Source organism: Pseudomonas sp. NPDC089407, assembly GCF_044900445.1.
In the GTDB taxonomy this organism is placed as follows: Bacteria; Pseudomonadota; Gammaproteobacteria; order Pseudomonadales; family Pseudomonadaceae; genus Aquipseudomonas.
Genome location: NZ_JBJDNB010000011.1, coordinates 107866 through 134019, shown reverse-complemented (window position 1 = coordinate 134019; position 26154 = coordinate 107866). Strand labels below are relative to the sequence as shown.

The following is a 26154-nucleotide window of genomic DNA, read 5'->3' as shown; positions in this document are numbered from 1 at the left end:
GTAGCCATTTACCGCCAAGGCACACTTCCATGAGCAACTGGATCGACTTCAAACAAGATGCCGACACCGGTATCGAGTCGGTCCGTGCGCATTTCGTCGGGCATGCCTACGACCCACACTGGCACGACAGCTTCCTGGTCGGCGTGACCGAACAAGGCGTGCAGCAGTTCAACTGCCGCCGGGTGCGCCACCGCAGCACCCCAGGGCAGGTGTTTCTGCTAGAGCCCGGCGACATCCACGATGGCCTGGCGCCGACCGAAGAAGGCTTTACCTATTCGACGCTGTACCTGGAACCGGCCTGGCTCGACCAGCAATTGCGGACGCTGTTCGAGCAGGCACCCGGTGACAGCCTGCCCAGTTTTGCCGATACCCTGTGCCACGACGAACACCTGGCCCAGGCCACTGCCCTCGCCTTCCGCGCCGTGCATGACCAGGACTTGCGCATCGTCCGGCAAACCGCCACGGACGACCTGCTCACCTGCCTGACCCGCCACCTGCACTGGCGACGGCGTATCAGCCCCGACCCGCGCCTGCCGCTGACCGCGCAGCGTGCGCGGGACTTCCTGCACGCCAACCTGGAGCGCGACATCGGCCTGGAAGACCTGGCCAAGGCCTGCGGCATCGACCGCTTCCGCCTCACCCGCGCATTCAAGGCTGCATTCGGCATTGCCCCGCATGCCTACCTGATCCAGCTACGTCTGGCCCGGGCGCGGCGCCTGCTTGCCCAGGGCCAGGCGCCTGCCGAAGTGGCCGTGGCCTTGGGTTTTGCCGACCAGAGCCATTTGGGCCGCTGGTTCCGCCGCGCCTATCAGCTGACCCCGGCCGGCTACCGCAAGCGCTGCTCAAACCTTCCAGACTAAGCGCCTGCAAGCCGCGAACATGGTGCTTCGATTTCCGGAGCGTTTGACCATGTCGCAGTCGTTGTTGCCCTTTATCCTGTTCGCCCTGGTGTCCAGCATCAGCCCGGGGCCGACCAACCTGTTGATCCTTGCCCACGGCGCCCGACAAGGTCTGCGTGCAAGCCTGGCACCGATCGTGGCCGCCTGTGGCGCGGCGGCAGCGATCGTGCTGCTGGTCGGGCTGGGGCTGGGTGAGCTGTTGCTGCGTCACCCGCTGGCGCAACAGCTGATGAGCTGGGCCGGGGTACTGTGGCTGAGCTGGCTGGCGTGGAAGACGCTGCGCAGTGCCGCCGCCCCGCTGCAGACGGAGTCGGCGCAAGGTTTTAGCGCCTTCAGCGCCGCCTCGTTGCAGGTGGTGAACCCCAAGGTGTGGATGATGGCCGTGGCGGTGGTCGGGGTGTTTGCTGCGCCGTCGCTGCCGGTATGGCAGCTGGCGTTGGTGTTCTTGCTGATTGCCCTGCCGTGCATGGCGGCATGGGCGGTGTTGGGGGTGGGTAGCGCGCGGTGGTTGCAGGCACCGCGGCGGTTGCGAGTGTTCAACCAGGTGTTGGCAGTCGTTTTGCTGGGTTCTGCTTGGGCTGCCGTTCTGGCTTGAGCCCTCCACAGTTGCTGCCGGCCTCTTCGCGGGGGAACCCGCTCCCACAGGTGCTGCATCTGTCTCTGCATCAAACAGATCGGGCGCATGGGCTTCAAGCCCTGAGCACCCACGCAGGAGCTCTAGCGCAGCATTACCACCTGCTTCAAGCGCTCGCTCGCCGGTGCCGGCCGCCCATACAGATAACCCTGGAAGTGCGAACACCCCTCCGCCGCAAGCCGGCGCATCTGCTCTTCCGACTCAACGCCTTCGGCCGTAGTCTTGATCATCAGGCTGTTGGACAAGTCGGTGATGGCGCGGATGATCGACATCGCCTCACGGCTGTCGCACATGTCATGCACGAACGACTTGTCGATCTTGATCCGGTCGAACGGGAACGACCGCAGGTAGCCCAGCGAGGAATACCCGGTGCCAAAGTCGTCCAGCGAAATCGACACGCCCAGGTCCTTCAGCGCGCGCAAGGTCCGCACGTTTTCCTCGCTGTTGCCCAGCAGCACCGACTCGGTAATTTCCAGCTCCAACCGTTGCGGCGCCAAGCCCGAGTCGGCCAGCGCCAAGGCGACGATGTGTACCAGGTTGCCATTCTTGAACTGCACTGCCGACAGGTTGACCGACACCGTCTGCTCACTGTCCCAACTGGCCGCCTCCTGGCAGGCCAGGTTCAGCGCGCGAGTACCGAGTTCGTGGATCAGCCCGGTTTCTTCGGCGATGGGGATGAAGTCCATAGGCATGACCATGCCGCGGGTGGGGTGCTCCCAGCGCAGCAGCGCCTCATAACCGGTGACACTGCTGGTCTGCTGGTCGACGACCGGCTGGTAATGCAGCTGCAACTGGCCCAGGTGCAGCGCGGTGCGCAGGTCGGTTTCCACCAGGCGGCGCTGGCGGGCGGCAACGTCCAGTTCGACATCGAAGCACTCGTAGCGGTTGCGGCCGTTGCGCTTGGCCTCGTACAGCGCCATGTCGGCATAACCCAGCAATTGCTCGGCCTGGTCGTTGTCATCCGGGGCGATGGCGATGCCGATGCTCACCCCCACGCTGAACTGGTGCCCTTCGATCTGGAACGGCGGGTAAATGGCATTGATCAGCCGTTGCGCAGTGTTGCAGGCCGCGTCACGGCCTTCCAGGCCAGTCAGCACCACGGCAAACTCGTCACCGCCCAGGCGGGCCAGGGTGTCGTGCTCGCGCAGCTCGCGACGCAGGCGCTTGCCCAGGGCACGCAGCAGCTTGTCGCCAAAGGCATGGCCAAGCGAGTCATTGATGTTCTTGAAGTTGTCCAGGTCCAGGCACAGGGCGGCGGTCAGCTTGTCGTGCTCGCTGCCGCGCACCAAGGCCTGGCGCAGGCGTTCGTTGAACAGCGTGCGGTTGGGCAGCCCGGTGAGCGCATCGTGGTGCGCCATGTGGTGAATCTGTGCGTGGGCGGCCAGCTCTTCGGTGGCATCTTCGGCCACGAACAGCACGTAGTCGGCCTGGCCCTCGCGGTTCTGGCTGAGCAAGGTACGGCTACGCAAGGTGCGCGGCCCACGGGCGGTATCGACGCGGGTTTCGGCGGCATGGCCCTTGGTGCTGCGGGCACCGCGCGCCAGTTGCTGCTCCAGAAACTCGGCCGCTGCCGGTGCCAGGCAGGCGCCGGGCAACTGGCCGATCATGCTGCGTTGCGGCCCACCGAACAGGCGTTCGGCCTGCTGGTTGGCCAACAGGATGCGCTGGCTCTCCAAGTCCTGGACAATGACACTGGCAGGAATGTTGGCAATCACCGAATCGAGAAACTGCGACAACTTGGCCATTTCCTGGCTGTACTGCTCGGCCAGCTCCTTGGCCTGCAGCAGCTCCTGTTCCTGCTGGTGGCGTTCGGAGATGTCGCGGGTCACCTTGGCAAAACCCACCAGTTTTCCGGCATCGTCGTACACCGCATCGATCACCACATGGGCATGGAAAGCCGAGCCGTCCTTGCGCAGGCGTGAACCGACTTCCTCGAAGCGCCCGGTGTTGCGCGCCTGCTCCAGGTTAAGCCCGGGCAACCCGGCCGCACGTTCGGCATCGCTGTAGAACAACGAGTAATGCTGGCCAACGATTTCATCGGCCAGGTAGCCCTTGGCGCGCTGCGCACCGGGGTTCCAGTTGGCGACGATACCGTCGGGGGTGAGCAGGTAGATGGCATAGTCCGCCACGCTCTGGATCAACAGCCGGTACATGATGTCGGGGCTTGCGACTAGCGACATGAACTTTACCTGAGCCTTCGAACGGCATGAAAAGAGACCCCGGCAAGCGCTGGCCGGGTCTTGGTTAGCGTTGATGGCATTATGCCGCTCATGGCGATTTTGTGAAGCGGATCACAAAAAAGCTCGCTATTGCTTTTTCAAGACGAACGAAAGCGGGCAACCCTCGACGACGGGCGCCGGCTATCAGGAAATTGAGCAGTTCCCAGTGGGCAGCAGCGCGATGGGCAGCGTGGTGCGGGGCTCGGGCAAAAGGCGGATTCCAGATCACCGGCCCGCGCCAGTAAAAAAACCGGGCCCTCCCCGCACGGTAAGGCCCAGGCAAAGTAAAATCAGGATTACAAGTCACTCATTGAATAGCACGGCCCTGTGGGAGCGGGTTGACCCGCGAACACCGGCAACGCCGGTGCCATACACCGCGTCGCATTCTTCGCGGGTAAACCCGCCCCACAATGGTCTCTAAAGACTCTGAAAGCGCTGTTCATCCGTCCTGCAAGGCACGCGGCCGCTGGCTTCGCGCCTCGGCCTCGGGCGCCCTGGCCGCCTGCAGGTGGAAGTCGAACGCCAGCTCGGCAAAGCGCTCGCCCTGCACACCACGGTCACGCGCCGCCGCGGCATCGTCGACAAAGCGCAGCTCGCCGATCAGCCCGTCACGGGTGGCGTAGGCAAAGTCGTCCCACAGGTACTGGTCACCGGCAAAGTTGATTTGCGTGGTCAGGTGGCGGTGCCCCGGCGCCGAGATGAAGAAGTGCACATGCGCCGGGCGCTGGCCGTGGCGGCCAAGCTGGTCGAGGCATTCCTGGGTCGGGCCCTGCGGGTCGCAACCATAGCCCGACGGCACGATCGAGCGCGCGCGGTAGCGGCCATCGGCATCGGTAATGATACGGCGGCGCAGGTTGTACTCGGACTGGCTCGAATCAAAGTACGAATACGTGCCCTGGGTGTTGGCGTGCCACAGGTCGACGGTAGCACCTGCCAGTGGCTTGCCGCCAGCGTCGAACACCTGGCCCTGGAGGAACATCACCACGCCCGGGTCGGTACCGTCGTCCATGCGCGCTTCGCCTTGCGCCAGCGGTGCGCCAGCAACGTACAGAGGGCCTTCGATGGTACGCGGGGTGCCGCCGCTCAAGCCAGCCTCGGCATCCTTGGCGTCCTGCAGCAGGTCGATGAAGTGCTCGATACCCAGCCCGGCAGCCAGCAGGCCTGCCTCGTTACGGCCGCCCAGGCGGTTGAGGTAGTCAACGGCGTGCCAGAACTCGTCCTCGGTGATTTCCAGGTCTTCGACCAGGCGCGCGGTGTCTTGCAGCATGCGCCGGATGATCTGCTTGAAACGCGGGTTGCCTTCGGCATGGTCCAGGCCAGCGACCTGGTTGAAGAAGGCCTGGATGTCGGCAGTGTGGGAAATTTTCACGGTCATGGTGTTCACCTCATATTGTTCTTGTCAGGCGGATAGGTGCTAATCAGCGGTCGTCGCTGTGGACCGACGAGGGGTGCCGGCACAGGCCGTCGACCTCAATGTCCATGTACGGGAACAGCGGCAGCTGCATCAGCGTGTCGTGCAGCGCTTCTACGCTGGGCACATCGAACACGCTGTAGTTGGCGTAGTGCCCGGCAATGCGCCACAAGTGGCGCCAGGTGCCTTCGCGCTGCAGGCGCTGGGCCAGTTCTTTTTCATTGGCCTTGAGCCGGGCGGCCTTGGCCGGGTCCATGTCGACCGGCAGTTTCACGGTCATCTTCACGTGGAACAACATGCTGATATCTCCTTGTCCTGCTCAGGTTCGAACGCTGTAGGAGCGGCTTCAGCCGCGAACACCGGCATGGCCGGTGCCATCCACCGCGTCGCCTGCTTCGCGGCTAAAGCCGCTCCTACAGGGGTTTTGTGTGTACTTTTCAGTGCCGGGCGAAACGCGCCAGGCGCTGCTCGTCCAAGGTCAGGCCCAAGCCTGGGGTACGCGGAATGTGCAGCTGGAAGTCGTGGTACTGCGGCGGCTCATTGACGATTTCCTCCGTCAGCAGCAAAGGCCCGAACAGTTCGGTGCCCCAGGTCAGCTGGCGCAGGGTCAGGAAGGCATGGGCCGAGGCCAGGGTGCCGATCGAGCCTTCGAGCATGGTGCCGCCGTACAGGGCGATACCGGCGGCCTCGGCGATTTGCGCGGTGCGCAGCACCGCACGCGGGCCGCCGTTCTTGGCGATTTTCAGGGCGAAGATACTGGCGGCGCCGTCGGCGGCCAGGCTGAAGGCGTCTTCAACACTCTCGATCGACTCATCGGCCATGATCGGCGCCGGGCTGCGCTGGTTCAGGCGCACCTGGCCACCGCGGTTGATGCGCGAAATCGGTTGTTCGATCAGGTCGATGCCGTTGTCGCCGAGTACCTGACAGGCGCGCAAGGCCTGGGACTCGTCCCAGTACTGGTTGACGTCAACCCGCACGCTGGCGCGGTCGCCCAGCTCGCGCTTGATGGCCACCACGTGCTTAAGGTCCTGCGCCACCGGGTTGGCGCCGATCTTCAGCTTGAACACCCGGTGCCGGCGAATTTCCAGCATGAGCTGGGCTTCGGCGATGTCGCGGGCGGTGTCGCCGCTGGCCAGGGTCCAGGCCACTTCCAGGCTGTCACGCACGCGCCCGCCGAGCAGTTCGCTGACCGGCAGGCCCAGGCGCTTGCCCTGGGCGTCGAGCAAGGCACTTTCGATACCCGACTTGGCAAACGTATTGCCCTTGGCCAGTTTTTCCAGCTTGAGCATGGCGGCGTTGATGTTGTCTGCCGGCAGGCCGATCAGCGCCGGGGCCAGGTGCGCGTCGATGTTGGCCTTGATGCCCTCGGGGCTTTCGTAGCCGTAGGCCAGGCCGCCAATGGTGGTGGCTTCGCCGATACCTTCCACGCCATCGCTGCAGCGAATGCGCAATACCACCAGGGTCTGCTGCTGCAGGGTGTGCATCGCCAGCTTGTGCGGGCGAATCGTCGGCAGGTCGACGATAATTGCCTCTATACGTTCAATCAGCGCACTTGTCATTGTTGCCAGGTCCCGTCAGGTCGGGCTGCCAGTGGCAGGCCCGAATGGTGCATTTACTTGATTGTTCAAGGATTGCGCGACACCCTGACCAGCGTCCAATATCAAATGAATCTCCCACCATACCCTGGAGGTCTGATGGAGCTGCGCCACCTGCGTTACTTCAAGGCTTTGGCAGAGACCCTGAACTTCACCCGTGCTGCCGAGCTGCTGCACATCGCCCAGCCACCGCTAAGCCGACAGATCAGCCAACTGGAAGAGCAGCTTGGCACCCTGCTGGTGGTGCGCGAACGCCCGCTGCGGCTGACCGAGGCCGGTCGCTTTTTCTACGAGCAGACCTGCACCGTGCTGCAGCAGTTGCAGAACATCAGCGACAACACCCGGCGCATTGGCCAGGGCCAGCGCCAGTGGCTAGGCATCGGCTTTGCGCCTTCTACCCTCTATACCGTGCTGCCGGAACTGATCCGCGAGCTGCGCCAGGACAGTGAGCTGGAACTGGGCCTGAGCGAGATGACCACGTTGCAGCAGGTGGAGGCGCTGAAGAGCGGGCGCATCGATATTGCCTTCGGGCGCATTCGTATCGACGACCCGGCCATTCACCAGCAGGTGCTGTGCGAAGACCCGCTGGTGGCCGTGCTGCCCAAGGGCCACCCGCTGGCGGGCAGCCCGCTGAGCCTGGCGCAGTTGGCCGGCGAAGCGTTCATCCTCTACCCGGCCAACCCGCGGCCCAGCTATGCCGACCATGTACTGGCGCTGTTCGCCCACCACGGCATGAGCATCCGTGTCAGCCAGTGGGCCAACGAATTGCAGACTGCAATCGGCCTGGTGGCAGTCGGTGTCGGCATCACCTTGGTGCCGGCGTCGGTGCAGCAGCAGCACCGTACCGATATCGCGTATGCCGGCCTGCTGGACAGCGGTGCCGTCAGCCCGATCATCCTCAGCCGACGCAAGGGGGATGTGAGCCCGATCGTGCAGCGTTGCCTGGCGTTGATCGAGCAGCAGACCGTATGACCAATTCATGCCTGCGCCGCGGTCCCTGTGGGAGCGGCTTTAGCCGCGAACACCGGCAAAGCCGGTGCCATGCACCGTGTTGGATGCCTCGCGGGTGAACCCGCTCCCACAGGGCAGGTAGTTTGCTCAGGTGCGAGGCTCGCTGCGCCGGCGGTAGGCCAGCAACAGGAACACAAACCACAACGGCATCACGCACAGCGCCAGCCGGGTATCCGGTTGCAGCGCCAGCAGCACCAGCACGAAACCGAGAAAGCCCAGGGTCACTACCGCCGTCACTACCCCGCCCGGCAACTTGAACTGCGAGGCCTGGTGCGCGGCCGGGTTGCGCTTGCGGTAGGCAAGGTACGCCGCCAGGATCATCGACCAGGTGGAAATCACCGAATCGCCGACACCGTCGAGAGGGGCTGCGGTTGGCCGGCACCTCGGCCCACGACACCACGCTGATGATGCACACCAGCGCGAGGATGTAGAACAGCAGGATGCGCAGCGGGATGGTGTTGATCGCCTTGGGCAGCGAACGGTGCGGGTTCTTGGCTTCGGCTGCCGTGGTACCGATCAGTTCGGTGCCGGCAAACGAAAACACGGCAATCTGGAACCCGGCAAAAAAGCCGCTGATGCCATGCGGCAATACCGCGCCGGGTGCGACCACGTTGGACAACGAGGCAACCACCCCGTTGGGCGAGGTGTAGGACGTAGCAATCATCACCGCCGCCGTGATGATCAACAGGACGATGGCGACGATGACTATGTGCTGACGGTGCTGGCGACTGACCTGGAGAGCTATGGGCGATTCGTGGAAGAGGTGTTGCGCCGACAGCCGGGGATTGCCTCGATCCAGTCGAGCCTGGCGTTGCGGGAGGTGAAAGCGGTTTCGCGGATACCCGTTTCCTGAAACCCGACGCGGTCTGCTTTGTGTAGGAGCGGCCTTGTGTCGCGATGGGCTGCGAAGCAGCCCCCGGGTTTCAGCGTTATCGCACAAATTGCCGGGGCTGCTTCGCAGCCCATCGCGACACAAGGCCGCTCCTACACAAAGCACGCATCAGGTCCTCTACCCCGGCAGGCTATAGCGCTCGGCAAAATACTGCCGGAAAAAATCCACCGCCACCCGCACCTTGGCCGAGCTGGCCAGCGGCGAGGTGTACACCGCCCAGATATCCGCCGGCTGGTGATAGCCCTCCAGCACCTGCACCAGCCGCCCGTCCTGCAGGCTGTCGTGCACGTCCCACCATGAACGCAGCAATATTCCGCGCCCGTCCAGGCACCACTGGTGCGCCACTTCACCATGGTTGGTCGACAAGCCGCCAGTCACGCGCACCCCCTCTTCACCGTCCGGCCCCATCAGCTGCCACACACCAAACGGGTGGTCGCGTTCCTTGATCACCAGGCAATCGTGGCTGGCCAGGTCGCCCAGCACTTTGGGCGTGCCGCGCCGGGCCAGATACGTCGGCGCGGCGCACAACACACGGCGGTTGCGCGCCAGCGGCTTGGCGATCAGGTTGGGGGCAATGGCATTACCCATGCGGATATCCAGGTCGACGCCTTCGGCAATCAGGTCCACCAGGCGGTCGTGCACGTCCAGGCGAATGTCCAGCCGCGGGTAGCGCTCGGCCAGTTCCGACAAGGCCGGCGCCACGAAGCGTCGGCCCAAGCCCAGGCTGCTGGCAATGCGCAACTGCCCGGCCGGCTCACGGTGCTGGGCGCTGATGTCATCGCCCATGCGCTGCACCGCATCAAAAATCTGCAGCGCCCACTGGTACACCCGCTCGCCCTCCTCGCTCACCGTCACCCGCCGGGTGGTGCGGTGCAGCAGGCGTACTTCCAGGGTTTGCTCCAGCATGCGAATGCGCTTGCTGATGTACGCCGCCGACATGCCCAGCTCGTCGGCCACGGCCGCGAAGCTGGCGCGCTTGGCCACCTGCAGGAAGATGTTGAGGTCGTCGAGGCTGGGAAGATTATTCACGTATCGTGTTCCAAGAATCCATGATTGGCCAGATTATCTACATCGCCCCCGACGGCACCTGGCAAAGGGTCAACAACAGCCTGTGCGAACTGCTGGGTTATCGGCCCGATGAGCTGTACGGCATGACCTTCCAGCAGATCACCCACGCTGACGACCTGGCGCAGAACCTGCAATTACTGCAGCGCATGCTGGCTGGCGAAACCGAGCGTTACGAGGTGGAAAAACGCGTGCGCCACAAGAGCGGCGAGTACATCTGGGTACGCGCGCGCACCTCGCTGCAGCGTCGTGACAATGGCGAGCCCGAGCACCTGATCAGCGTGTTCGAAGACATCAGTGCCGAGCGCCAGGAGCATGAGCGGCTGCAGGTGCATATCGCCGCCCTGGAGGCCCGCCTGGCGGCTTCGTAATCGTCCGGCGTACACAGCCCTCTGTAGGAGCGGCCTTGTGTCGCGATGGGGCGCGCAGCGGCCCCAAAATCTCTGCCCTGTCACAGATTGCCGGGGCCGCTGCGCGCCCCATCGCGACACAAGGCCGCTCCCACAAATTCATCGCAAGCCTGAATCCAGGTGATCGCCGCGCAACCAATCGATAAACCGCGCAAACAACTCCGATTGCGAGTTGATCGCCAGCTTCAAATACAAATTCTTCCGGTGCATGCGCACCGTCTCCGGCGAAATACCCAGCTCCAGCGCAGTGGACTTCACCGAATGCCCACGCAGAATCATGTGCGCTACCTCCCGCTCACGGTCGGTCAGCACCTGGCAGCCGAAGCTGTCGAACGCCGCCTGCAAGCTGCCCCTCTCAGCCGAAACAATTCCCGGTTCCAGGTTATGCCGGGCATAGCGCCCCAGCAGCTCGCGCACCATCGGCTCCAGCGCACGCAGCAGGTCCACCTGCCCGGTGCTCAGCGGGGTGCCGCTACAGCCCTGGAACAGGCTCAGCGACAGCTTGCGGCCAGCGCTGAGGTCGACGATGTAGTAGCTGTCTTCACTGCAACCGGTGCCCAGGTAATAGGCCTTGTAATACTCACTATCGAAGAAGTTGTCGGGGGCGATTTCCTGCAGGTGGTAGAAGCCCTCGGCCAGGCCGCTTTGCACCGCCAGGCAAAACGGGTCAAGCAGGTAGCCGGCGCTGAAGTAGCGCTCCAGTACGGCAGCGCGGTGCAGTTCGGGGATGCCTTGCTGGTACAACAGCTGCGGCGCCTGCCCCTGGCGCTCCAGGCTGATCATCATCGATTCAACCTGCACCAGCTGGCCAATCGCGGCAGCCACATGCACCAGCGCTTCGGGTGTTTCGCTATGCGCCAGCGCGCGCTGCAGCGCCGCGTGCCATTGCTGCAGCGCGCCCACGGTCAGGGTAAGCGAGGTGTCGGGAGAGGCCTGGGTCATGCCCGGCAGTCTAGCCTGCCAGGCACGCCCGCGCACAGCCCTTTGCGCCAGGCTCATCGGCCCTGGTACAGGCCAAGCGCGGTCAGTTCCCGCGCGGTTTCGATGATGCACTGGCGCAGGGTATCGACGATCTCGTCCACCTGCGCATGGGTGATGATCAGCGGCGGCGACATCACGTTCAGGTGCATGATCGGCCGCACCAGCAGCCCTTTGGCCTGGGCCTTGCTGTGGATACGTTCGCCGATGTTCACCTCATCGGCAAACAGCGCCTTGCTGGCCTTGTCGGCAACGAACTCGACGCAGGCCATCAGCTTCATGCAACGCACATCGCCCACCAGCGGCAGCTCGCGCAGACTGTGCAAGTGTTGCTCCAGGTAGCCGCCAACGTCCTTGACGTGGTCGAGCAAGTGCTCGCGTTCGATGATCTCGATGTTCTTCAGCGCCGCCGTGCAGCACACCGGGTGGCCGCTGTAGGTAAAACCGTGGGTGAAGCAGCGGCCCTTGCCCGGTTCGGCGATTACCTGCCAGATACGTTCGGAGAAAATGCACGCCCCCAACGGCAGGTAGGCCGAGGTCAGGCCCTTGGCGGTGGTGATGATGTCCGGGGTAACGCCAAACAGCTCCTCGCTGGCGAAGAAGGTGCCCAAGCGCCCGAACGATGTCACCACTTCGTCGGCGACGAACAGGATGTCGTAGGTCTGGCACAGCTGCCACATGCGCAGGAAGTAGCCCTTGGGCGGAATGATCACCCCGCCCGAGCCCATGATCGGCTCGGCCAAAAACGCCGCCACGTTGTCGGCGCCCAATGAGAGGATCTTGTCTTCGAACTCGGCCACCAGGAAGTCGAGGAACTCGGCTTCGTCCATATCGTCCGGCGCGCGGTACGGGTTGGGGTTGGAGATATGGTGGATGAGGTCGTGGTGGTAATCGAACTCCGGCACCCGGTCGGCGGCCTTGTTGCCGATCGACATGGTCAGGGTGGTGGAGCCGTGGTAGGCGTTGTAGCGGGCGATGATGTGCTTCTTGTGCGGCTTGCCGCGGCAGTTCTGGTAGTACTGGATCAGCCGGTAGGCGGTATCGACTGCGGTCGAGCCCCCGGTGGTGAGGAACACATGGTCGAGGTCGCCCGGCGCCAGTTGCGCCAGCTTCTGGCACAGCGCGATGGCAACGTCGTTGGCCATGTCCGAGAACGGGTTGGAATAGGCCAGCTGGCGCACCTGGTCGGCGATGGCCTGGGCCATTTCCTCACGGCCCAGGCCAATGTTGGTGCACCACATGCCGCCAACCGCATCGAGGAAGCGGTTACCGTGGGTATCGCGGATGTAGGCGCCCTCGCCGGCAACGATGTTCAGCGCACCTTGCTCGCGGTGCTCGTCAAATACGTGGTAGCCGTGCATGTAGTGGGCCTTGTCGGCCTCCACCAGCGGGTCGTGGGCAACGGCGAATGCTTTGCTTGGGGTGGCCATGGGCAGCTCCTTGGCGGGAATCGTTGGGCAGTGTTCAGAAACCGGTCTTGACCGTGCTCCAGACCCGGGTGATGGCACGCATGTCCTTCGGGCTCTGGGTTTTCTGCGCGAACAGGCGTTCGCGGGTGGAGGCGTCGGGGTAGATGGCCGGGTCCTGGCGGATCTCGTCACGCACCAGCGCAGTGGCGGCAGCGTTGCTGTTGGCGTAGTGGATGTAGTCGGTGACCTTGGCCATGGTCTGCGGTTGCAGCAGGAATTCGATGAAACGGTGGGCGTTGGCCGCGTGTGGCGCGTCCTTGGGGATGTACAGGTTGTCGAACCAGATCAGCGAACCTTCCTGGGGGATGAAGAACGACAGCTTGATGTCCTTCTTCGCTTCCACCGCACGGGCCTGTGCAGTGGCGTAGTCACCGGACCAGGTCAGCGCCAGGCAGACATCGCCGTTGGGCAGGCTGGTCAGGTAGTTGACCGAATCGAACTTACGAATGTACGGGCGGATGCCCAGCAACAGTTGTTCGGCGGCCTTGAGGTCGGCTGGCGAGGCGCTGCGCGGGTCCTTGCCCAGGTACTGCAGGGCCAGCGGGATGACTTCAGTGGGTGCGTCCATCAGCGTGACACCGCAGTCGGCGAAGCGCGAGACGATTTTCGGGTCGAACAGCATGGCCAGCGAACCGATTGGCGCATCGGGCATGCGCGCGGTGATCTTGTCGACGTTGTAGGTCACCCCCGAGCTGCCCCAGGTGTAGGGCGCCGAGTATCTCAGGCCGGGGTCGTAGCCTTGCAGGGTGTTCACCACCTGCTGGTCGAGGTTGTGCCAGCTGGGCAGTTGCTGCTTGTCCAGCGGCTGGAACACCCCGGCGCTGATCAGCGGTGGCACCAGGGAAGCGTTGAGCATGACCAGGTCGTAACCGGAGCGGCCGGTGAGCAGTTTGGTCTGCACCGTTTCGTAGCCGTCGAAGGTGTCGTAGATGACCTTGATGCCGGTGGCCTTCTCGAAGTCGGCCAGGGTGGTTTCACCGATGTAGTCGGTCCAGTTGTACAACCGCAACGTGTTACTGCTGTCCACCTCTGCTGCCTGGGTCAGGCTGACGCCTGAAACCAGCAGCAGACCACCGATCACCTTCAGTACCTTGCGCATGGCAACTCCATCATGTGAGTGCTCCGGATCGAGCCGATGGGGTCACTATCGGGGGATTTGCCGAGGGCGGACATACCCCGAATGTGTGGGTGGTCGTTTTTTGACAGGTAGGTTTGTATCAAGGCCACTGGCCCTATCGCCGGCAAGCCAGCTCCCACAGGTCCCCCACAGTCCCGAAGCCCTGTGGTTTCCCTGTGGGAGGGGGCTTGCCGGCGATGAGGCCAGTGCAGGAAATCACACTAGTGGGTATAGCGCCTCATCAAATTGCGCCAGCCGCGGGAACACCAGCGGCTGGTCGTCCGAGAGCTGCTCCAGGCGCTGCCGATACTGCTGCAGGAAACCCTGCCGTGCTTCATCACTGATATACGGCACATGCCAGGCCACGAACGGCGCCAGCACGTCAAAGCCGACATAGGCCAGCGTGCCACGCAAAATCGGCCGCAGCATGTCCTCCAGCGGCCCGTGAATGGCCCCCTCGCCAAACATGTGCTCGCGCCCGCCCAGGGTCACGGTCACCAGCGCCTTCTTGCCGGCCAAGCCACCCTGGTCGTAGAAGCGCTTGCCGCCATAGCACACCCCCGACACCAGCACCCGGTCGATCCAGCCCTTGAGCATGGCCGGTGCCGAGAACCAGAAGATCGGGAAGTTCAGCACCAGCAAATCTGCCCACAACAGCTTGTCCAGCTCCTGCTGGATGTCCGCGGCAATGGCACCACGCTTGACCCCCTGGCGCTGCTCCAGGGCATACACCAGGTATTCGGGGTTTTCGCGTTGGGTAAAATCATCGGCACTGGCCACGGGGTTCCAGCCCATGGCGTACAGGTCGCTGACCTGCACCTGGTGGCCTTGGGCGCGGAAGGTTTCCACGGCCTGGTCACGCAGGGCAGCGGTGAACGATTGCGGCTCGGGGTGAGCGTGGACGATCAGTACATTCACAAACATTCTCCTCACACAAAACAGGTTGTCTTGTCGCTGTCACTCAGCACTGCACAGCCTTGATCTCGACGAACTCCGCCAGGCCCTCTTCGCCCCACTCACGGCCGTTGCCCGACTGCTTGTAGCCGCCGAACGGCGCCTGGTAGTTGAAGCCGCCACCGTTGATGAAGCACTGCCCGGCACGTATCTGCCGCGCCAAGGCCAGGCCCTGCTCGCGGCTGCCGGCCCACACTGCGCTGGACAGGCCAAATGGCGAATCATTGGCCAGCGCCAGGGCCTGCGCTTCGTCGGTATAAGGAATCAGGCACAGCACCGGGCCGAAAATTTCCTCCTGGGCAATGCGCATGCGGTTGTCGACATCGGCAAACAACGTCGGTGCCACGTAGAAGCCACGCTCGAAACCACCGCTGTCACCCCCGCACAACAAGCGCGCGCCCTCCTCCTGGCCCAGGCGAATGTAGTCGAGCACCGTGCGCCGCTGCCCGGCGGAACACATCGGCCCAAGGAAGCTGCCTGGGTCGCGCGGGTCGCCCATGACCAGCGCACGGGTTTCGGCCTCGGCCATTTCCAGCGCCTCGGCATAACGGCTGGCCGGCAGCAGCATGCGGGTCAGCGCCGTGCAGGTTTGCCCCGAGTTGATCATTACGTCCTGCACGCCGTGGCGCACCGCTGCGTGCAGGTCGGCGTCGGCGGTAATCAGCAGCGGCGACTTGCCGCCCAGCTCCAGGCACACACGCTTCACCGTTGGCGCTGCCGCCTGCGATACCCGTACCCCGGCGCCGGTCGAGCCGGTGAACGAGACCATGTCCACCTGTGGGTGCCGGGCCAGCGCCTCACCGACCTTGGCCCCCGGGCCGCTGACCAGGTTGAACACCCCGGCCGGCAGGCCGATGGCCTCGATCATTTCCGCCAGCAAGAACGCGTGCAACGGTGTTTCCTGGCTGGGCTTGACCACCACCGTACAACCGGCGGCCAACGCCGGCGCCAGCTTGCCGATCAGCTGGTGCAGCGGGTAGTTCCACGGGTTGATGAACGCGCACACGCCAACGGCCTCGCGGTACACCAGCGAGTTGCCGACTTCGCGCACCTCATCCATCAGCCCGGCCAGCTCGGCATATTGCGCCAGCCCGGCAATCGGGCCTTCGACCTGCACCGCCTGGCACCACTGTACCGGCATGCCCAGTTCGTCGGTGATCACCGAGGCCATGTCCGCGATGCGGTTTTTCAACTGCGTGGCCAGTGCCCGAATGTACCCCGCACGCACGCTGGACGACGTACGCGTCCAACCATCAAAGGCCCGACGCGCCGCCATCACTGCCCGCTCGACATCGGTTTCATCACCCAACGGCACGCGGCCGATGGCCAGTTCGCTGGCAGGGTCGATCACCTCGGCCATGCCCCGCCCGCTCGGCACCTGCCAGGCGCCGTCGATGTACAGCCGCGCATATTCACGCATTGGCCTGCTCCTGCATCAATTCAGCGGCACAGCGGGCGATGCGCTGGCAGGCGTCGGCCAAGGCCTCAGTGCCCAGCACCAGGCCCAGGCGAATGTGCCCGGCGGCACTGGGGCCGAAGGCCTCGCCGGCCAGTACCGACACGCCCTGGCTGTCCAGCAGGCGGTCGGCGAAGGCTTGGGCGCTAAGGCCGGTCTCGCGGATATCGACCATCACGAACATGCCGCCATCAGGCTTCAACGCCTTCAACCCCGGGCAACCCGCCAACTGTTCGCACACCCGGTCGCGGCGCTGGCGATAGGCCTCGCGCATGGCCTCAAGCTCGGGCAGTTGTTGCTCCAGCGCCACCACGGCAGCGTCCTGGATAAAGTCCGGCAAGCCGTACAGCATGCACAGGGCGAGGTTTTCCAGGTGCGCGGCCAGCTCGGCCGAGCCAACCACCCAGCCCACCCGCCAACCGGTCATGGCATGCGACTTCGACAGGCTGTTCAGCGTGGCGGTACGCTCGGCCATGCCCGGCAGGCTGGCGGGGCTGACATGCTCACCGTCGTACAGCAGCTCGCTGTACACCTCGTCAGAGATCAGCCACAGGTCATGGGCGACGCACAGCTCGGCCAGCGCCTCCCAGGTGGCGCGCGGCAGGCTTGCCCCTGAGGGGTTGTGCGGGCTGTTCAGGGCCAGCGCGCGGGTGCGCGGGGTAATACGGTCGGCAACGTCACGCGGGCATACCCGAAAGCCGTTCTCGGGCTTGACCGGCACCGGCACCACCTTGGCGCCACAGGCACCGAACACGGCCTCGTAGGTTACGTACATCGGTTCGGCAACGATCACTTCATCGCCCGGGTCAAGCACGCACTGGGCCACGCAGAACAGCGCGCACTGCGCCCCTGCCAGTACCGTCACCTGCTCGGCGTTCACCGCTTGGCCGCTGCGCAGTCGGTGGCGGTTGGCGATGGCCTGGCGCAGCGCCTGCTTGCCGCGCACATCGGCGTAATGGGTGTGGCCGGCGCGCAGGCTGTCGATGGCCGCCTCGACGATTGGCGTGGGTGTATCGAAGTCCGGGTCACCCACCGACAACAACAGGATGTCCTTGCCTTCGGCCTGCAGCGCCAGGGCGCGGTAGTGAATGTCCCAGGCAGCAGCCCCGTCGCCGGCGATGCGTTGGGTGAGCTTGGCGTAGCGCATGGCTATCTCCCTTCAATGGCGGTTTCAGTCGACGAGCATCTTCGGGTTGGCGCTGCCCCACACGGTGTACAGGTCGGCGAGCAGCGCGTCGTTGATTTCTTCCATCTCGGCCTGGGTTATTTCAGCCCCGGCCTGCTTGCCGAACAGCACCACTTCGTTGCCACCCTTCACGTCGGGGAAATCGGTGACATCCACCATCAGCGTGTTCATCGAGACCTTGCCCACCACCGGCACGCGGTGGCCGTTGATCAGCACATGGCCCTTGTTGGTGAAGACCCGGCGGTAGCCGTCGGAGTAGCCGACGGTGATGTTGGCCAGCCGCGAGTCACGGGCCAGGGTGAAGGTGCGGTCGTAGCCAACGGTGTTGCCGGCCGGGTAACTGTGTACCGCTGCCACGTGCGACTTGAACTGCATGGCACGTTTGTATTCGGTGCGCGCCGGCACGGTGTCACCGAACAGCGCGCCACCGGTACGTACCATGTCCAGGCGCGCTTCCGGCACTTCCAGGGTAGCGAACGAGTTGGCCGCGTGCAGGGTGAGCTTGCTGCGGTCGAGCCTGGCGTGCTTGATCAGCCAGTCGGTCTGTTCGTTGAACGCCGCCAGGCCCTTGCGCACATCGTCCTTGTCTTCCACGGCAAAGTGGGTCATCAGCGCGACCAGTTTGAGGTGTTTCTGGTCGGTAATCTGCAGCGCTTCGCCACGGCCGGACCAGGTGGTCATCTCCACCCCGTTGCGGCTCATGCCGCTGGAGTTGAGCGCCATGTGAATGCGCAGGGTCTTGCCATGGCGTGCGGCAATGGCATCGACCTGGCGGGCGAATTCGGCGCTGCCGACCAGCTCTTCCATGTCGTACTGCAAGCCGTCCTCCAGCTCGCTGAGGCTGGCCAGGCGAACCCGCACCAGTTGCCCGGTAAAGCCGCTGGCGCGGACCACGCGGGCCTCTTCGTTGCTGGCCACCGCCACGCAGGGCACGCCCTGGGCGATGATCGACGGCATCACCAGGCCGATGCCATGGCCGTAGGCGTCGGCCTTGAGCACGGCGCACAGCCTGGACTTGCCGCCCAGCTCGGCCTGCAAGGTGCGGATGTTGTGTTGCAGGGCGCTGGCACTGACTTCGACCCAGGCGTTGCTGTTCTGCACGGTCAGGGCGTTGGTGCCGTTGTCCATCGACAGCGGTGGTGCAGCGTACAGCGGGGCCTGGCCGGTGATCAGCAGGGCCAGGGATGCAGCCAGCAGGGTGCGGCGAAATGGCATGGTGGTTTCTCTAGTTATTGTGGTTGTGCGCGACTTAGCAGACGCAAGTGTGTTTGAGTTCGATGAAGGTCACGCCGGGTGTGGCGAAACCGCTGGCCAGGTCGGCCTGCAGCGCGTCCAGGTCACGCGGCTGGCGCACCGCGCAGCCAAAGGCGCGGGCCAGGCCGATGAAATCCGGGTTGCGCGGCAGCACGCCGACCGGCTCGATATCCAGGCCGAGCATGTCGTCGCGGATCTGCCCGAGGGCGTCGTTGTTCCATAGCAGCACCACCAGCGGCCGATCCAGTTCCTCGACTGCCGTGGCCAGTTCCTGGGCGGTGTAGAGGAAGCCGCCGTCGCCGACCAGCACCAGGCCGGGGCGATGGTCGCTGCCGAACATGCCGCCGATACCGGCTGGCAGGCCATAGCCCAGGGTGCCGTAACCGGTCGGGTGCAGCCAGCTGCGCGGCGCCCGGCTGGCGAAGGCGTAGTTGCCGGTGTAGGCCAGTTGGGTCATGTCGCTGCTGATGAAGGCGTCGCTGGGCAGTACCGCGGCAATGCGGTCCAGAATCGCCTGGTGGGTGGCCTGCAACGGTGCATGGCCATTGCGGATGGCCTGGCGCAGGTTGGCCACCGCTTCACTGGCCTGGGCCGGGTCGCGATTCAGCGCCGGCAAGTGTTCGAGCAAGCCGGCCAGGGTTTGCCGGGCGTCACCGTGCAGGGCCATGGCACAGGGGTAGAAGTCGTTGAACTTGCGCGGGTCGATATCCACGCGCAGCAGTTCGCCATTGAGCGGCAAACGCTCACGCCAGTAGTCGGTGTCGGCCATTTCGGTGCCCACCGCCAGCACCACGTCAGCCTGGCTGATCAGCTGCCAGCCGGGTTCCACGCAAAGGCTGGACCCGGCGTTCAGGGGGGCGTCCGGTGGCAGCAGGCCTTTGCCGGCCACACTGGTGAACAGCGGCGCTGCCAACCGGGTGCTCAGCTGTTGCAATTGTTCAGCCGCGTGCAGTGCACCACCACCGGCAATGATCATCGGCCGCTTGGCGGCGGCCAGTCTCAGGGCCGCCTGATCGAGGGTTTCCCGACACGGCTGGCCACGCCCGGGGCGGCGCACCACGTCATGGCTCCAGTCACGGCTGACCGGCGCGGCCAGCACATCCAGCGGCACCGAGATATGCACCGGGCGCGGCCGTTCGCTGTCGAACACCGCCCAGGCCCGGGCGATCAACTCGGGCAGGTCTTCGCCGCGCAGGGCCACGGCAGAGAACGCGGTGATCGGCGCGGTCATCGCGCGCTGGTCCTGGGTTTCATGCAGGCAGCCCCAGCCCTTGCCCAGGCTGGCGGTGTGGTTGACGCTGGAAATCACCAGCATCGGCACCGAGTCGGCATAGGCCTGGCCGATGGCGGTAGCGGCGTTGGTCACGCCCGGGCCGGTAATGACGAAGCACACGCCCGGCTTGCCACTGACCCGGGCATAGCCGTCGGCCATAAAGCCGGCGCCTTGCTCGTGGCGGGTCAGCACATGGCGAATGCCGCTGCCCGGCAGGCCACGGTACAGCTCCAGGGTGTGCACCCCCGGGATGCCAAACACCGTTTCCACGCCGTAGTTGGCCAGCAGGCGCACCAGCGCCTGGCCGGCGGTCAGGGTCAGGTCATTCATGTCGTTCTCCTTGCGCCTGGCCGAGGCGGATCAGCGCGTCGACCGCGGTGGTGCCGTGGGCACCGACCATCAATGGGTTCACATCCAGCTCCAGAAGCTGCCCAGCGTTTTCGCAGGCATAGTCGGCCACCGCACGGATGGCCGCGACCAAGGCGTCGAGATCGGCAGCCGGGCGGCCCCGGAAGCCTTGCAGCAGGCTGGCACTGCGCAGGTTCAGCAGCGCCGCTCGAATGGCGCGGTCGGTGGTGGGCAGCAGCAGGCTGACGCTGTCTTTCAACAGCTCGACCAGCACACCGCCGGCACCGATCACCAGGGCCAGGGCGAAGTCGTTCTCGCGCTTGATGCCGACGATCAGTTCGGCCAATGGCGGCTCGGCCATCGGCTCCAGCAGTACCTGGTCGAACGGCACCTGCGGGGCATAGGCGGCGATGCGTTGGCGCATCTGTACCAGCGCGGCTTCAAGGGCGGCGGCATCGCGCAGGTTCAGCGCCACCGCGCCAGCTTCGGTCTTGTGTGGCAGCTGCGCACTGACGGCCTTGAGCACCAGCGGGTAGCCCACCTGGGCGGCGTCCGTAACGGCGCGCTCGGGCGTGCTCAGCACGCCGGCCGGCACCGGCAGGCCGAAAGCACGCAAGGCTTGCTTGGATTGCCACTCGTCCAGCAGGCGGGTTTCACCGGCCAGGGCCTGCGGGCACAGCGGTAGCCGTGCAGCCTCGCCCTGCTCCAGTAGCTGCGAGCGGTTGCGCTGGTAGGCGACAATGCGGCCCCAGGCCGCCATGCCGTCTTCCACGCCCTGCAGGGCAGCGATGCCGCGCGCATGCAGGCGCTCGCGCGCGCTGGCAGGCAACAACTCGGGGAAGGCCGAGGTGACGAAGCCGATTTTGCCGTGGCGCTCGAGCGCATCGCAGTACAGCGCCAGCAGCAGGTCACACTCCTTGCGCTCGCCAGTGAACTCCGCCGGATAGTCCAGCACCAGCATGGCCGCGTCGGCAGCACCGCCAAGGGTACTGTCGAGCATGCGTTGCAGGGCTGCTTCATCCCCCCAGATGGCGGTGGTGAAGTCCAGTGGGTTGACCAGGTTGGCATAGGCCGGCAGCACTTCGGCCAGCGTCGCCACCTGCGTTTGGGCAAGCTTCGGCAAGCTCAACTGGTTACGCTCGGCATAGTCGGCAATCAGGCCGGCATCGCCACCCGAACAGGCCAGCGCGATCAGCTCGCCGTCTGCCGGCAAGCGCCCACAGGCGGCAGCTTTGAGGGTTTCGACGAAGCTCACCGGGCCGCTGACGCGGATCACCCCGAGCCGTTGGAACAAGCTGTCGTACAGGGCATCGGAGCCAGACAATGAACTGGTGTGGCTGAGCGCCAGTTCGGCACCGATCTGCGACACACCGGTCTTCAGCGCAATGATCGGTGTGCCCTGCTGCAAGGCTTTGCTGGCAGCACGGGCGAAGCCAGGCACGTTCTTCAGGCCTTCCAGGTGCAGGCCGATGGCGGTCACCCGTGGGTCGTCGAGCAGCACGTCCATCAGTTCGGCCACGCCCAGTTGCGCCTGGTTGCCGACCGAAGCCATATAGGCCACCGGCAGCGAGCGGTCGCTCATCGACAGGTTGTAGGCGAAGTTGCCGCTCTGGGTGAGGATCGCCACGCCCTGCTCCACCTGCTGGCCGCCGTGCGCCACCGGCCACAGCGCGGCGCCGTGCAGGTAGTCGAGCAGGCCGTAGCAGTTGGGGCCGAGCAAGGCCATGGTGCCGGCGGCATCGAGCAGGCGCTGTTGCAGCTGGCTGCCTTCCTCGCCGCTTTCGGCAAAGCCCGAGGCGTAGCAGATGGCGCCACCGGCGCCGCGTGCGGCCAACTCGGCAACGCAGTGCAAGGTCAGCTCACGGTTGGTGGCAATGAACACCGCGTCCGGGGCGTATGGCAAGTCGGCCACCCGTGCCACGCAGGGGATACCCTCGAGGCTTTGGTGCTGCGGGTTGACCAGCCACAGCTCGCCGCCAAAGCCACCTTCGGCGCAGCGCTTGAGCGCCCGCGCCATGCTGCGCCCGCCCACGAAGGCCAGGTGCCGGGGCGCCAACAGGCGCTTGAGGTTGTCACGCATCGATTGCGACATGGGGTTCTCCTGGCAGTCAGCGCAGCAGCGGGCGCAGCAGTTCGCGGGCGATGATGTGTCGCTGGATCTCCGAAGTACCTTCCCAGATGCGTTCGATACGTGCGTTACGCCAGATGCGCTCGACCGGCCCTTCATCCATCAGGCCCATGCCGCCGAAGATCTGCACGGCTTCATCGGCCACCTTGCCCAGCGTCTCGCTGGCGAACAGCTTGGCCATACCGGCCTCGCCGTCGGTCATGCTGCCTTGGTCCATCTTCCAGGCGGTGTGCAGGGTGAGCATTTCTGCAGCGCGGATCTGCGTGGCCATGTCGGCCAGCTTGAACGACACGCCCTGGTAGCTACCGATGGCCTGGCCGAACTGTTTGCGGTCGGCGGCCCACTGCAGCGACAGGTCAAGCGCACGCTGGGCCTGGCCCACGCAGTTGGCCGCAACCATCACGCGGCCGGCCGTGAGCCAGGCATTGGCCACTTCCCAGCCCTTGCCGACTTCGCCCAGGACCTTGCTGGCCGGCACCCGGCAGTCGTCGAAGAACAGTTCGTAGGTGTGGTAGCCACGGTTGCTCACGCACTTGGGGCCACGGCGAATGGTCATGCCCGGGGTGCCCCGGTCGACCAGCAACGCGGTGACCGCATTGCGCTTGCGGCCGTTGTGCTCGTAGGTGTCGGTCACGGCGAAGACAATGGCGAAGTCGGCATGGCCGGCGTGGCTGATGAAATGCTTGCTGCCGTTGATGACAAAGTCATCGCCCTGGCGCACGGCACGGGTCTTGATGGCATTGGCATCCGAGCCGGCACCGGGTTCGGTGAGGGCAAAGCAGTCGGTTTTCTCGCCCTGCACGCACGGCAGCAGGTAATCGTTGATCTGCTCGTCCTTGCAGGCCATGAGGATTTTCGACGGCCGCGCGACAAATACGTGCAGCGCCCAGGACACCTTGGACAGCTCGCGCTCGATCAGCGCCTGGGACAGGTAGTCCAGGCCACCGCCGCCGACTTCCTCAGGCATGTTAAAGGCATAGAACCCGGCAGCGATGGCCTTGCCGCGGATCTGCGCGGCCAGCTCTGGCGACACGGCGTCGGCGCGATCCACCGCTTCCTCGTGGGGCAGCAGCTCCTTGGCGACAAAGCTGCGTACCGCTTCCACCAACATTTCTTGTTCTTGGGTCAGTTGGAAATTCATCTGCGAAGGTCCTGGTGAGGGTCGGGTATTGGCTTACTGGCCGGTGAAACGGGGTGCGCGGCGTTCCATCGAAGCTTGCAAGGCTTCGGCGCCATCCTGGCTACGGCCGCACAGCAGGCCGGCCAGGCGTTCAGCCTCCAGCTGTTCGGCCAGGGTGCGCCGGGCGCCGTCGCGGATCAGTTGCTTGGTCTGCGCGTAGGCAAAGGTCGGGCCGTTGGCCAGGCGTCCGGCCAGTTCGGCGGCAACGGCGGGCAGTTGCTCGTCGGCGCAGACTTCGCTGACCAGCCCGGCGGCCAGAGCACGTTCGGCGCCCCACAGTTCGTCGAGGAACAGCAGGCGCTTGGCCTGCTCGCTGCCGATCAGCCGAGGCAGGTGCCAGCTGGCGCCGGCATCGGGGCTGTAGCCCATGCTGGTGTAGCCGGCCTTGAAGCGTGCCGACGCGGCAGCGATGCGCAGGTCGCAGCACAGGCTGAGGTCCATGCCACCGCCCACGGCGGTGCCGTTGATGGCGGCAATGGTCGGCTTGTCGAGGCTGTGCAGTCGCAACATCAGGGCGTGGGCGGTTTCGGTCCAGCCGTAGCTTTCCAAGGTGCCCTGGGCTTCGGCTGCGGCCCATTCGGCCAGGTCGGCACCGGCGCAGAAACTGCGGCCGCTGCCGGTCAGCACCACCACGCGCACGGCCGGGTCGCCGTTGCAGGTTTCCAGCAGCGCGTGCAGTTGCTTGAGGGTGGGGATATCCAGCGCGTTGCGCTGTTCGGGGCGGTTGAGGGTGATCCAGGCAACGCCGGCTTCGACCTTGCTCAACAGTGACGACGACGGGGTGGTCATGGGGGGCCTCGGGTTGTTGTGGTGGTTATCGGGAGGGCTTGTTGAGGGAGATACTAAACGAGTGTTCAACAAGGCGGCAATTGGGGGCAAATGGGCCTGTAACAGACCCTAAAATCTAGTTAAGTCATTGTTTTTAAATGGCTTACTTAATTTGTTCAGGGTTGGTTGCGCGGCGGTTGTTACAACTTTGTACAACTGTGAGATTGTCGGGGGCGCTTTGCGCCCCTTTCGCGACACAAGGCCGCTCCTACAGGGGACCGTGTCAGGCTGAGCCTGAATGCGTTCTCCCCTGTAGGAGCGGCCTTGTGTCGCGAAAGGGCCGCAAAGCGGCCCCGGCAATTTTCAGCCCAACACCCGAATCAAACCCCTGGCGCACTAGGCTCGTAGGCCCCCTGCCGACGGCGGTTGACGAAGAAGTACGCCGCATAGCAGAGGGCAATGAAGCCAAAGCCCCAGTACAACGACGGCCGCTGGGTCTCATCCAGCGCCAGGAACACGAACAGCGAACTGCACAGGGTGATGCACAGCAGCGGCACCAGCGGGTACAGCGGCGCGCGGTATTTCAGGTCATGCAGCTGCCCGCCGTCACGCAGATAGGCCTTGCGGAAGCGGTACTGCGCCAGCGCAATGACGATCCAGGTCACCGTGCCAGACATGCCGCTGATCGCCATCAACACCATGAACAGCGTGTCCGCGGCGACAAAGCTGGTCATCAGCGAGATCAGCGCAAAGCACAAGGTGATGCTCAGCGCGCGCAGCGGTACGCCACGTTTGCTCAGCGGCGACAGGCTTTTCGGCGCCATGCCACTCTTGGACATGGCCCAGAGAATGCGCGTGGAGGCATACAACCCGGAGTTGCCCACCGAGAGGATGGCGGTAAGGATGACGAAGTTCATCAGGTCGGCGGCGTACGGGATGCCGACCATGTCGAACACTTGCACGAACGGGCTTTCCATCAACCCGGCCTGCTCGTACGGCACGATGGCCGACAGCACGGCAATCGCCAGCACGTAGAAGATCAGTACACGGAACACCACGTTGCGCACGGCCCGCGGAATGCTCTTTTCCGGGTGCTCGGTCTCGCCGGCCGCCACGCCCATGATCTCGCAGCCCTGGAAGGCATAGACCACGGTCATCATCACCGCGAACACTGCCGACAGCCCGTGCGGGAACAACGATTCGCCCACCAGGTTGTTCAGCATCGGTGCCGGTGCGCCGCTGCTTAGCGGAATGGCGCCGAAAATCACCAGCAGGCCGATGACGATAAAGCCAAGGATGGTCGCCACCTTGATTCCCGAGAACCAGTACTCGGCCTCGCCAAAGGCGCGGGTGGCCAGGGCATTGAGGCCGAACAGCACCACCACGAACAGCGCCGACCAGTACCAGATCGGCACCTCCGGGAACCAGCGGGTCATCAGCATGCCGGCAGCAGTGAACTCCAGGCCCACGGTGGTAGCCCAGCTCATCCAGTACACCCAGCCGATCATGAAGCCGGTGGCCGGGCCGATGAACTTGGTGGCATGGGCCTGGAACGAGCCGGACACCGGCATCTGCACCGACAGCTCGCCCAGGCAGACCATTACCAGGTACATCAACAGGCCAGCCACGAGGTATGCCAGGATCGCACCCACCGGCCCACCCTGGTTGATGGTCACGCCCGAGCCCATGAACAGGCCAGTGCCGATCACACCGCCTAACGACAACATGAAAATGTGCCGGCTTTTCAGCGCACGGGTCAGCTGGATTTTCTCGTGAGTGTCAGTCATGGCGCACCTCGCCATTGCGGCCGGGGCAAGGCCACGCGTCGGTGCTGCGCGCAGTGGTGTGCAGGAGGGGCTGAGTGCTACGGCATGTCATTATTGTTGTCTCCAATAAGCCTCATGGAC

General features: G+C 64.7%; 21 protein-coding genes and 3 pseudogenes. 5 read left to right on the top strand and 19 right to left on the bottom strand.

What is annotated here, in order from left to right:
* The first annotated feature begins 29 nt into the window (after nucleotides 1-29).
* A complete protein-coding gene (locus ACI2KG_RS11285) occupies nucleotides 30-860 on the top strand; it encodes an AraC family ligand binding domain-containing protein (protein WP_404661966.1) in 831 nt (276 codons plus the stop codon).
* A gap of 49 nt (nucleotides 861-909) precedes the next feature.
* Nucleotides 910-1494: a LysE family translocator gene (locus ACI2KG_RS11280; RefSeq protein ID WP_404661965.1), complete on the top strand. Its 585-nt coding sequence runs from the start codon at nucleotides 910-912 to the stop codon at nucleotides 1492-1494.
* 122 nt (nucleotides 1495-1616) lie between these two features.
* Here the strand turns inward: ACI2KG_RS11280 and ACI2KG_RS11275 are convergent, their stop codons facing one another.
* The 4 genes from ACI2KG_RS11275 to ACI2KG_RS11260 form a co-directional block, all read right to left on the bottom strand.
* Complete coding sequence (locus ACI2KG_RS11275) at nucleotides 1617-3713, bottom strand: putative bifunctional diguanylate cyclase/phosphodiesterase (protein WP_404661964.1); 2097 nt, start codon at nucleotides 3711-3713, stop codon at nucleotides 1617-1619.
* A gap of 478 nt (nucleotides 3714-4191) precedes the next feature.
* Complete coding sequence (gene catA, locus ACI2KG_RS11270) at nucleotides 4192-5127, bottom strand: catechol 1,2-dioxygenase (protein WP_404661963.1); 936 nt, start codon at nucleotides 5125-5127, stop codon at nucleotides 4192-4194.
* A 43-nt stretch (nucleotides 5128-5170) separates the two neighbouring features.
* Entirely contained in the window at nucleotides 5171-5461 is a 291-nt protein-coding gene (catC, locus tag ACI2KG_RS11265; RefSeq protein ID WP_404661962.1) for a muconolactone Delta-isomerase, read from the bottom strand.
* A gap of 139 nt (nucleotides 5462-5600) precedes the next feature.
* The gene (locus ACI2KG_RS11260; protein ID WP_404661961.1) at nucleotides 5601-6722 is read right to left on the bottom strand and encodes a muconate cycloisomerase family protein; all 1122 of its coding nucleotides are present in this window, start codon (nucleotides 6720-6722) and stop codon (nucleotides 5601-5603) included.
* A 135-nt stretch (nucleotides 6723-6857) separates the two neighbouring features.
* On the opposite strand from ACI2KG_RS11260, the gene catR reads away from it, so the two are divergent.
* Nucleotides 6858-7730 (top strand): HTH-type transcriptional regulator CatR, encoded by an 873-nt coding sequence (gene catR, locus ACI2KG_RS11255; protein ID WP_404661960.1) that lies wholly within the window; start codon nucleotides 6858-6860, stop codon nucleotides 7728-7730.
* A gap of 126 nt (nucleotides 7731-7856) precedes the next feature.
* Here catR and ACI2KG_RS11250 read toward each other — a convergent pair whose 3' ends face one another.
* Nucleotides 7857-8108: a hypothetical protein gene (locus ACI2KG_RS11250; RefSeq protein WP_404661959.1), complete on the bottom strand. Its 252-nt coding sequence runs from the start codon at nucleotides 8106-8108 to the stop codon at nucleotides 7857-7859.
* An 88-nt stretch (nucleotides 8109-8196) separates the two neighbouring features.
* A pseudogene (locus ACI2KG_RS11245) lies at nucleotides 8197-8433 on the bottom strand (amino acid transporter); the annotation flags it as partial.
* Between the two features lie 30 nt (nucleotides 8434-8463).
* Here ACI2KG_RS11245 and ACI2KG_RS11240 point away from each other — a divergent pair.
* A pseudogene (locus tag ACI2KG_RS11240) lies at nucleotides 8464-8622 on the top strand (Lrp/AsnC ligand binding domain-containing protein); the annotation flags it as partial.
* A gap of 156 nt (nucleotides 8623-8778) precedes the next feature.
* Here ACI2KG_RS11240 and ACI2KG_RS11235 read toward each other — a convergent pair.
* Complete coding sequence (locus ACI2KG_RS11235) at nucleotides 8779-9690, bottom strand: LysR substrate-binding domain-containing protein (protein ID WP_404661958.1); 912 nt, start codon at nucleotides 9688-9690, stop codon at nucleotides 8779-8781.
* On the opposite strand from ACI2KG_RS11235, the pseudogene ACI2KG_RS11230 reads away from it, so the two are divergent.
* Nucleotides 9669-10097: pseudogene (locus ACI2KG_RS11230) on the top strand (PAS domain S-box protein); the annotation flags it as partial. The gene ACI2KG_RS11235 and the pseudogene ACI2KG_RS11230 sit on opposite strands and share 22 nt — an antisense overlap.
* Nucleotides 10098-10235: 138 nt before the next feature.
* On the opposite strand, the gene ACI2KG_RS11225 reads toward ACI2KG_RS11230, so the two are convergent.
* The 12 genes from ACI2KG_RS11225 to ACI2KG_RS11170 form a co-directional block, all read right to left on the bottom strand.
* Nucleotides 10236-11078: a helix-turn-helix transcriptional regulator gene (locus ACI2KG_RS11225; protein WP_404661957.1), complete on the bottom strand. Its 843-nt coding sequence runs from the start codon at nucleotides 11076-11078 to the stop codon at nucleotides 10236-10238.
* A 53-nt stretch (nucleotides 11079-11131) separates the two neighbouring features.
* Nucleotides 11132-12544: an aminotransferase gene (locus ACI2KG_RS11220; RefSeq protein ID WP_404661956.1), complete on the bottom strand. Its 1413-nt coding sequence runs from the start codon at nucleotides 12542-12544 to the stop codon at nucleotides 11132-11134.
* Between the two features lie 34 nt (nucleotides 12545-12578).
* Nucleotides 12579-13682, bottom strand: a complete 1104-nt coding sequence (locus tag ACI2KG_RS11215; protein WP_404661955.1) for a polyamine ABC transporter substrate-binding protein — start codon at nucleotides 13680-13682, stop codon at nucleotides 12579-12581.
* A gap of 234 nt (nucleotides 13683-13916) precedes the next feature.
* Complete coding sequence (locus ACI2KG_RS11210; RefSeq protein ID WP_404661954.1) at nucleotides 13917-14618, bottom strand: NAD(P)H-dependent oxidoreductase; 702 nt, start codon at nucleotides 14616-14618, stop codon at nucleotides 13917-13919.
* A 43-nt stretch (nucleotides 14619-14661) separates the two neighbouring features.
* The gene (locus tag ACI2KG_RS11205; protein ID WP_404661953.1) at nucleotides 14662-16074 is read right to left on the bottom strand and encodes an aldehyde dehydrogenase family protein; all 1413 of its coding nucleotides are present in this window, start codon (nucleotides 16072-16074) and stop codon (nucleotides 14662-14664) included.
* Entirely contained in the window at nucleotides 16067-17257 is a 1191-nt protein-coding gene (locus ACI2KG_RS11200) for a pyridoxal phosphate-dependent aminotransferase (RefSeq protein ID WP_404661952.1), read from the bottom strand. Before ACI2KG_RS11200 ends, ACI2KG_RS11205 begins: the two co-directional genes overlap by 8 nt.
* A 24-nt stretch (nucleotides 17258-17281) precedes the next feature.
* Nucleotides 17282-18511 carry an alanine racemase gene (gene alr / locus ACI2KG_RS11195; RefSeq protein ID WP_404661951.1) on the bottom strand — a complete coding sequence of 410 codons (1230 nt, stop codon included), beginning with the start codon at nucleotides 18509-18511 and terminating at the stop codon, nucleotides 17282-17284.
* A 34-nt stretch (nucleotides 18512-18545) separates the two neighbouring features.
* Nucleotides 18546-20153, bottom strand: coding sequence for a 5-guanidino-2-oxopentanoate decarboxylase (locus ACI2KG_RS11190; protein WP_404661950.1), 1608 nt, complete (start codon nucleotides 20151-20153; stop codon nucleotides 18546-18548).
* Nucleotides 20146-22263 (bottom strand): acetate--CoA ligase family protein, encoded by a 2118-nt coding sequence (locus tag ACI2KG_RS11185; protein ID WP_404661949.1) that lies wholly within the window; start codon nucleotides 22261-22263, stop codon nucleotides 20146-20148. The genes ACI2KG_RS11190 and ACI2KG_RS11185 overlap by 8 nt, the downstream gene beginning before the upstream one ends.
* Nucleotides 22264-22279: 16 nt before the next feature.
* Nucleotides 22280-23440 (bottom strand): acyl-CoA dehydrogenase family protein, encoded by a 1161-nt coding sequence (locus ACI2KG_RS11180; RefSeq protein WP_404661948.1) that lies wholly within the window; start codon nucleotides 23438-23440, stop codon nucleotides 22280-22282.
* Between the two features lie 33 nt (nucleotides 23441-23473).
* The gene (locus ACI2KG_RS11175; RefSeq protein WP_400617146.1) at nucleotides 23474-24268 is read right to left on the bottom strand and encodes an enoyl-CoA hydratase/isomerase family protein; all 795 of its coding nucleotides are present in this window, start codon (nucleotides 24266-24268) and stop codon (nucleotides 23474-23476) included.
* Between the two features lie 359 nt (nucleotides 24269-24627).
* On the bottom strand, nucleotides 24628-26034 hold the full coding sequence (locus ACI2KG_RS11170; RefSeq protein WP_404661947.1) for an amino acid permease: 1407 nt from the start codon (nucleotides 26032-26034) through the stop codon (nucleotides 24628-24630).
* Between the last annotated feature and the right edge of the window lie 120 nt (nucleotides 26035-26154).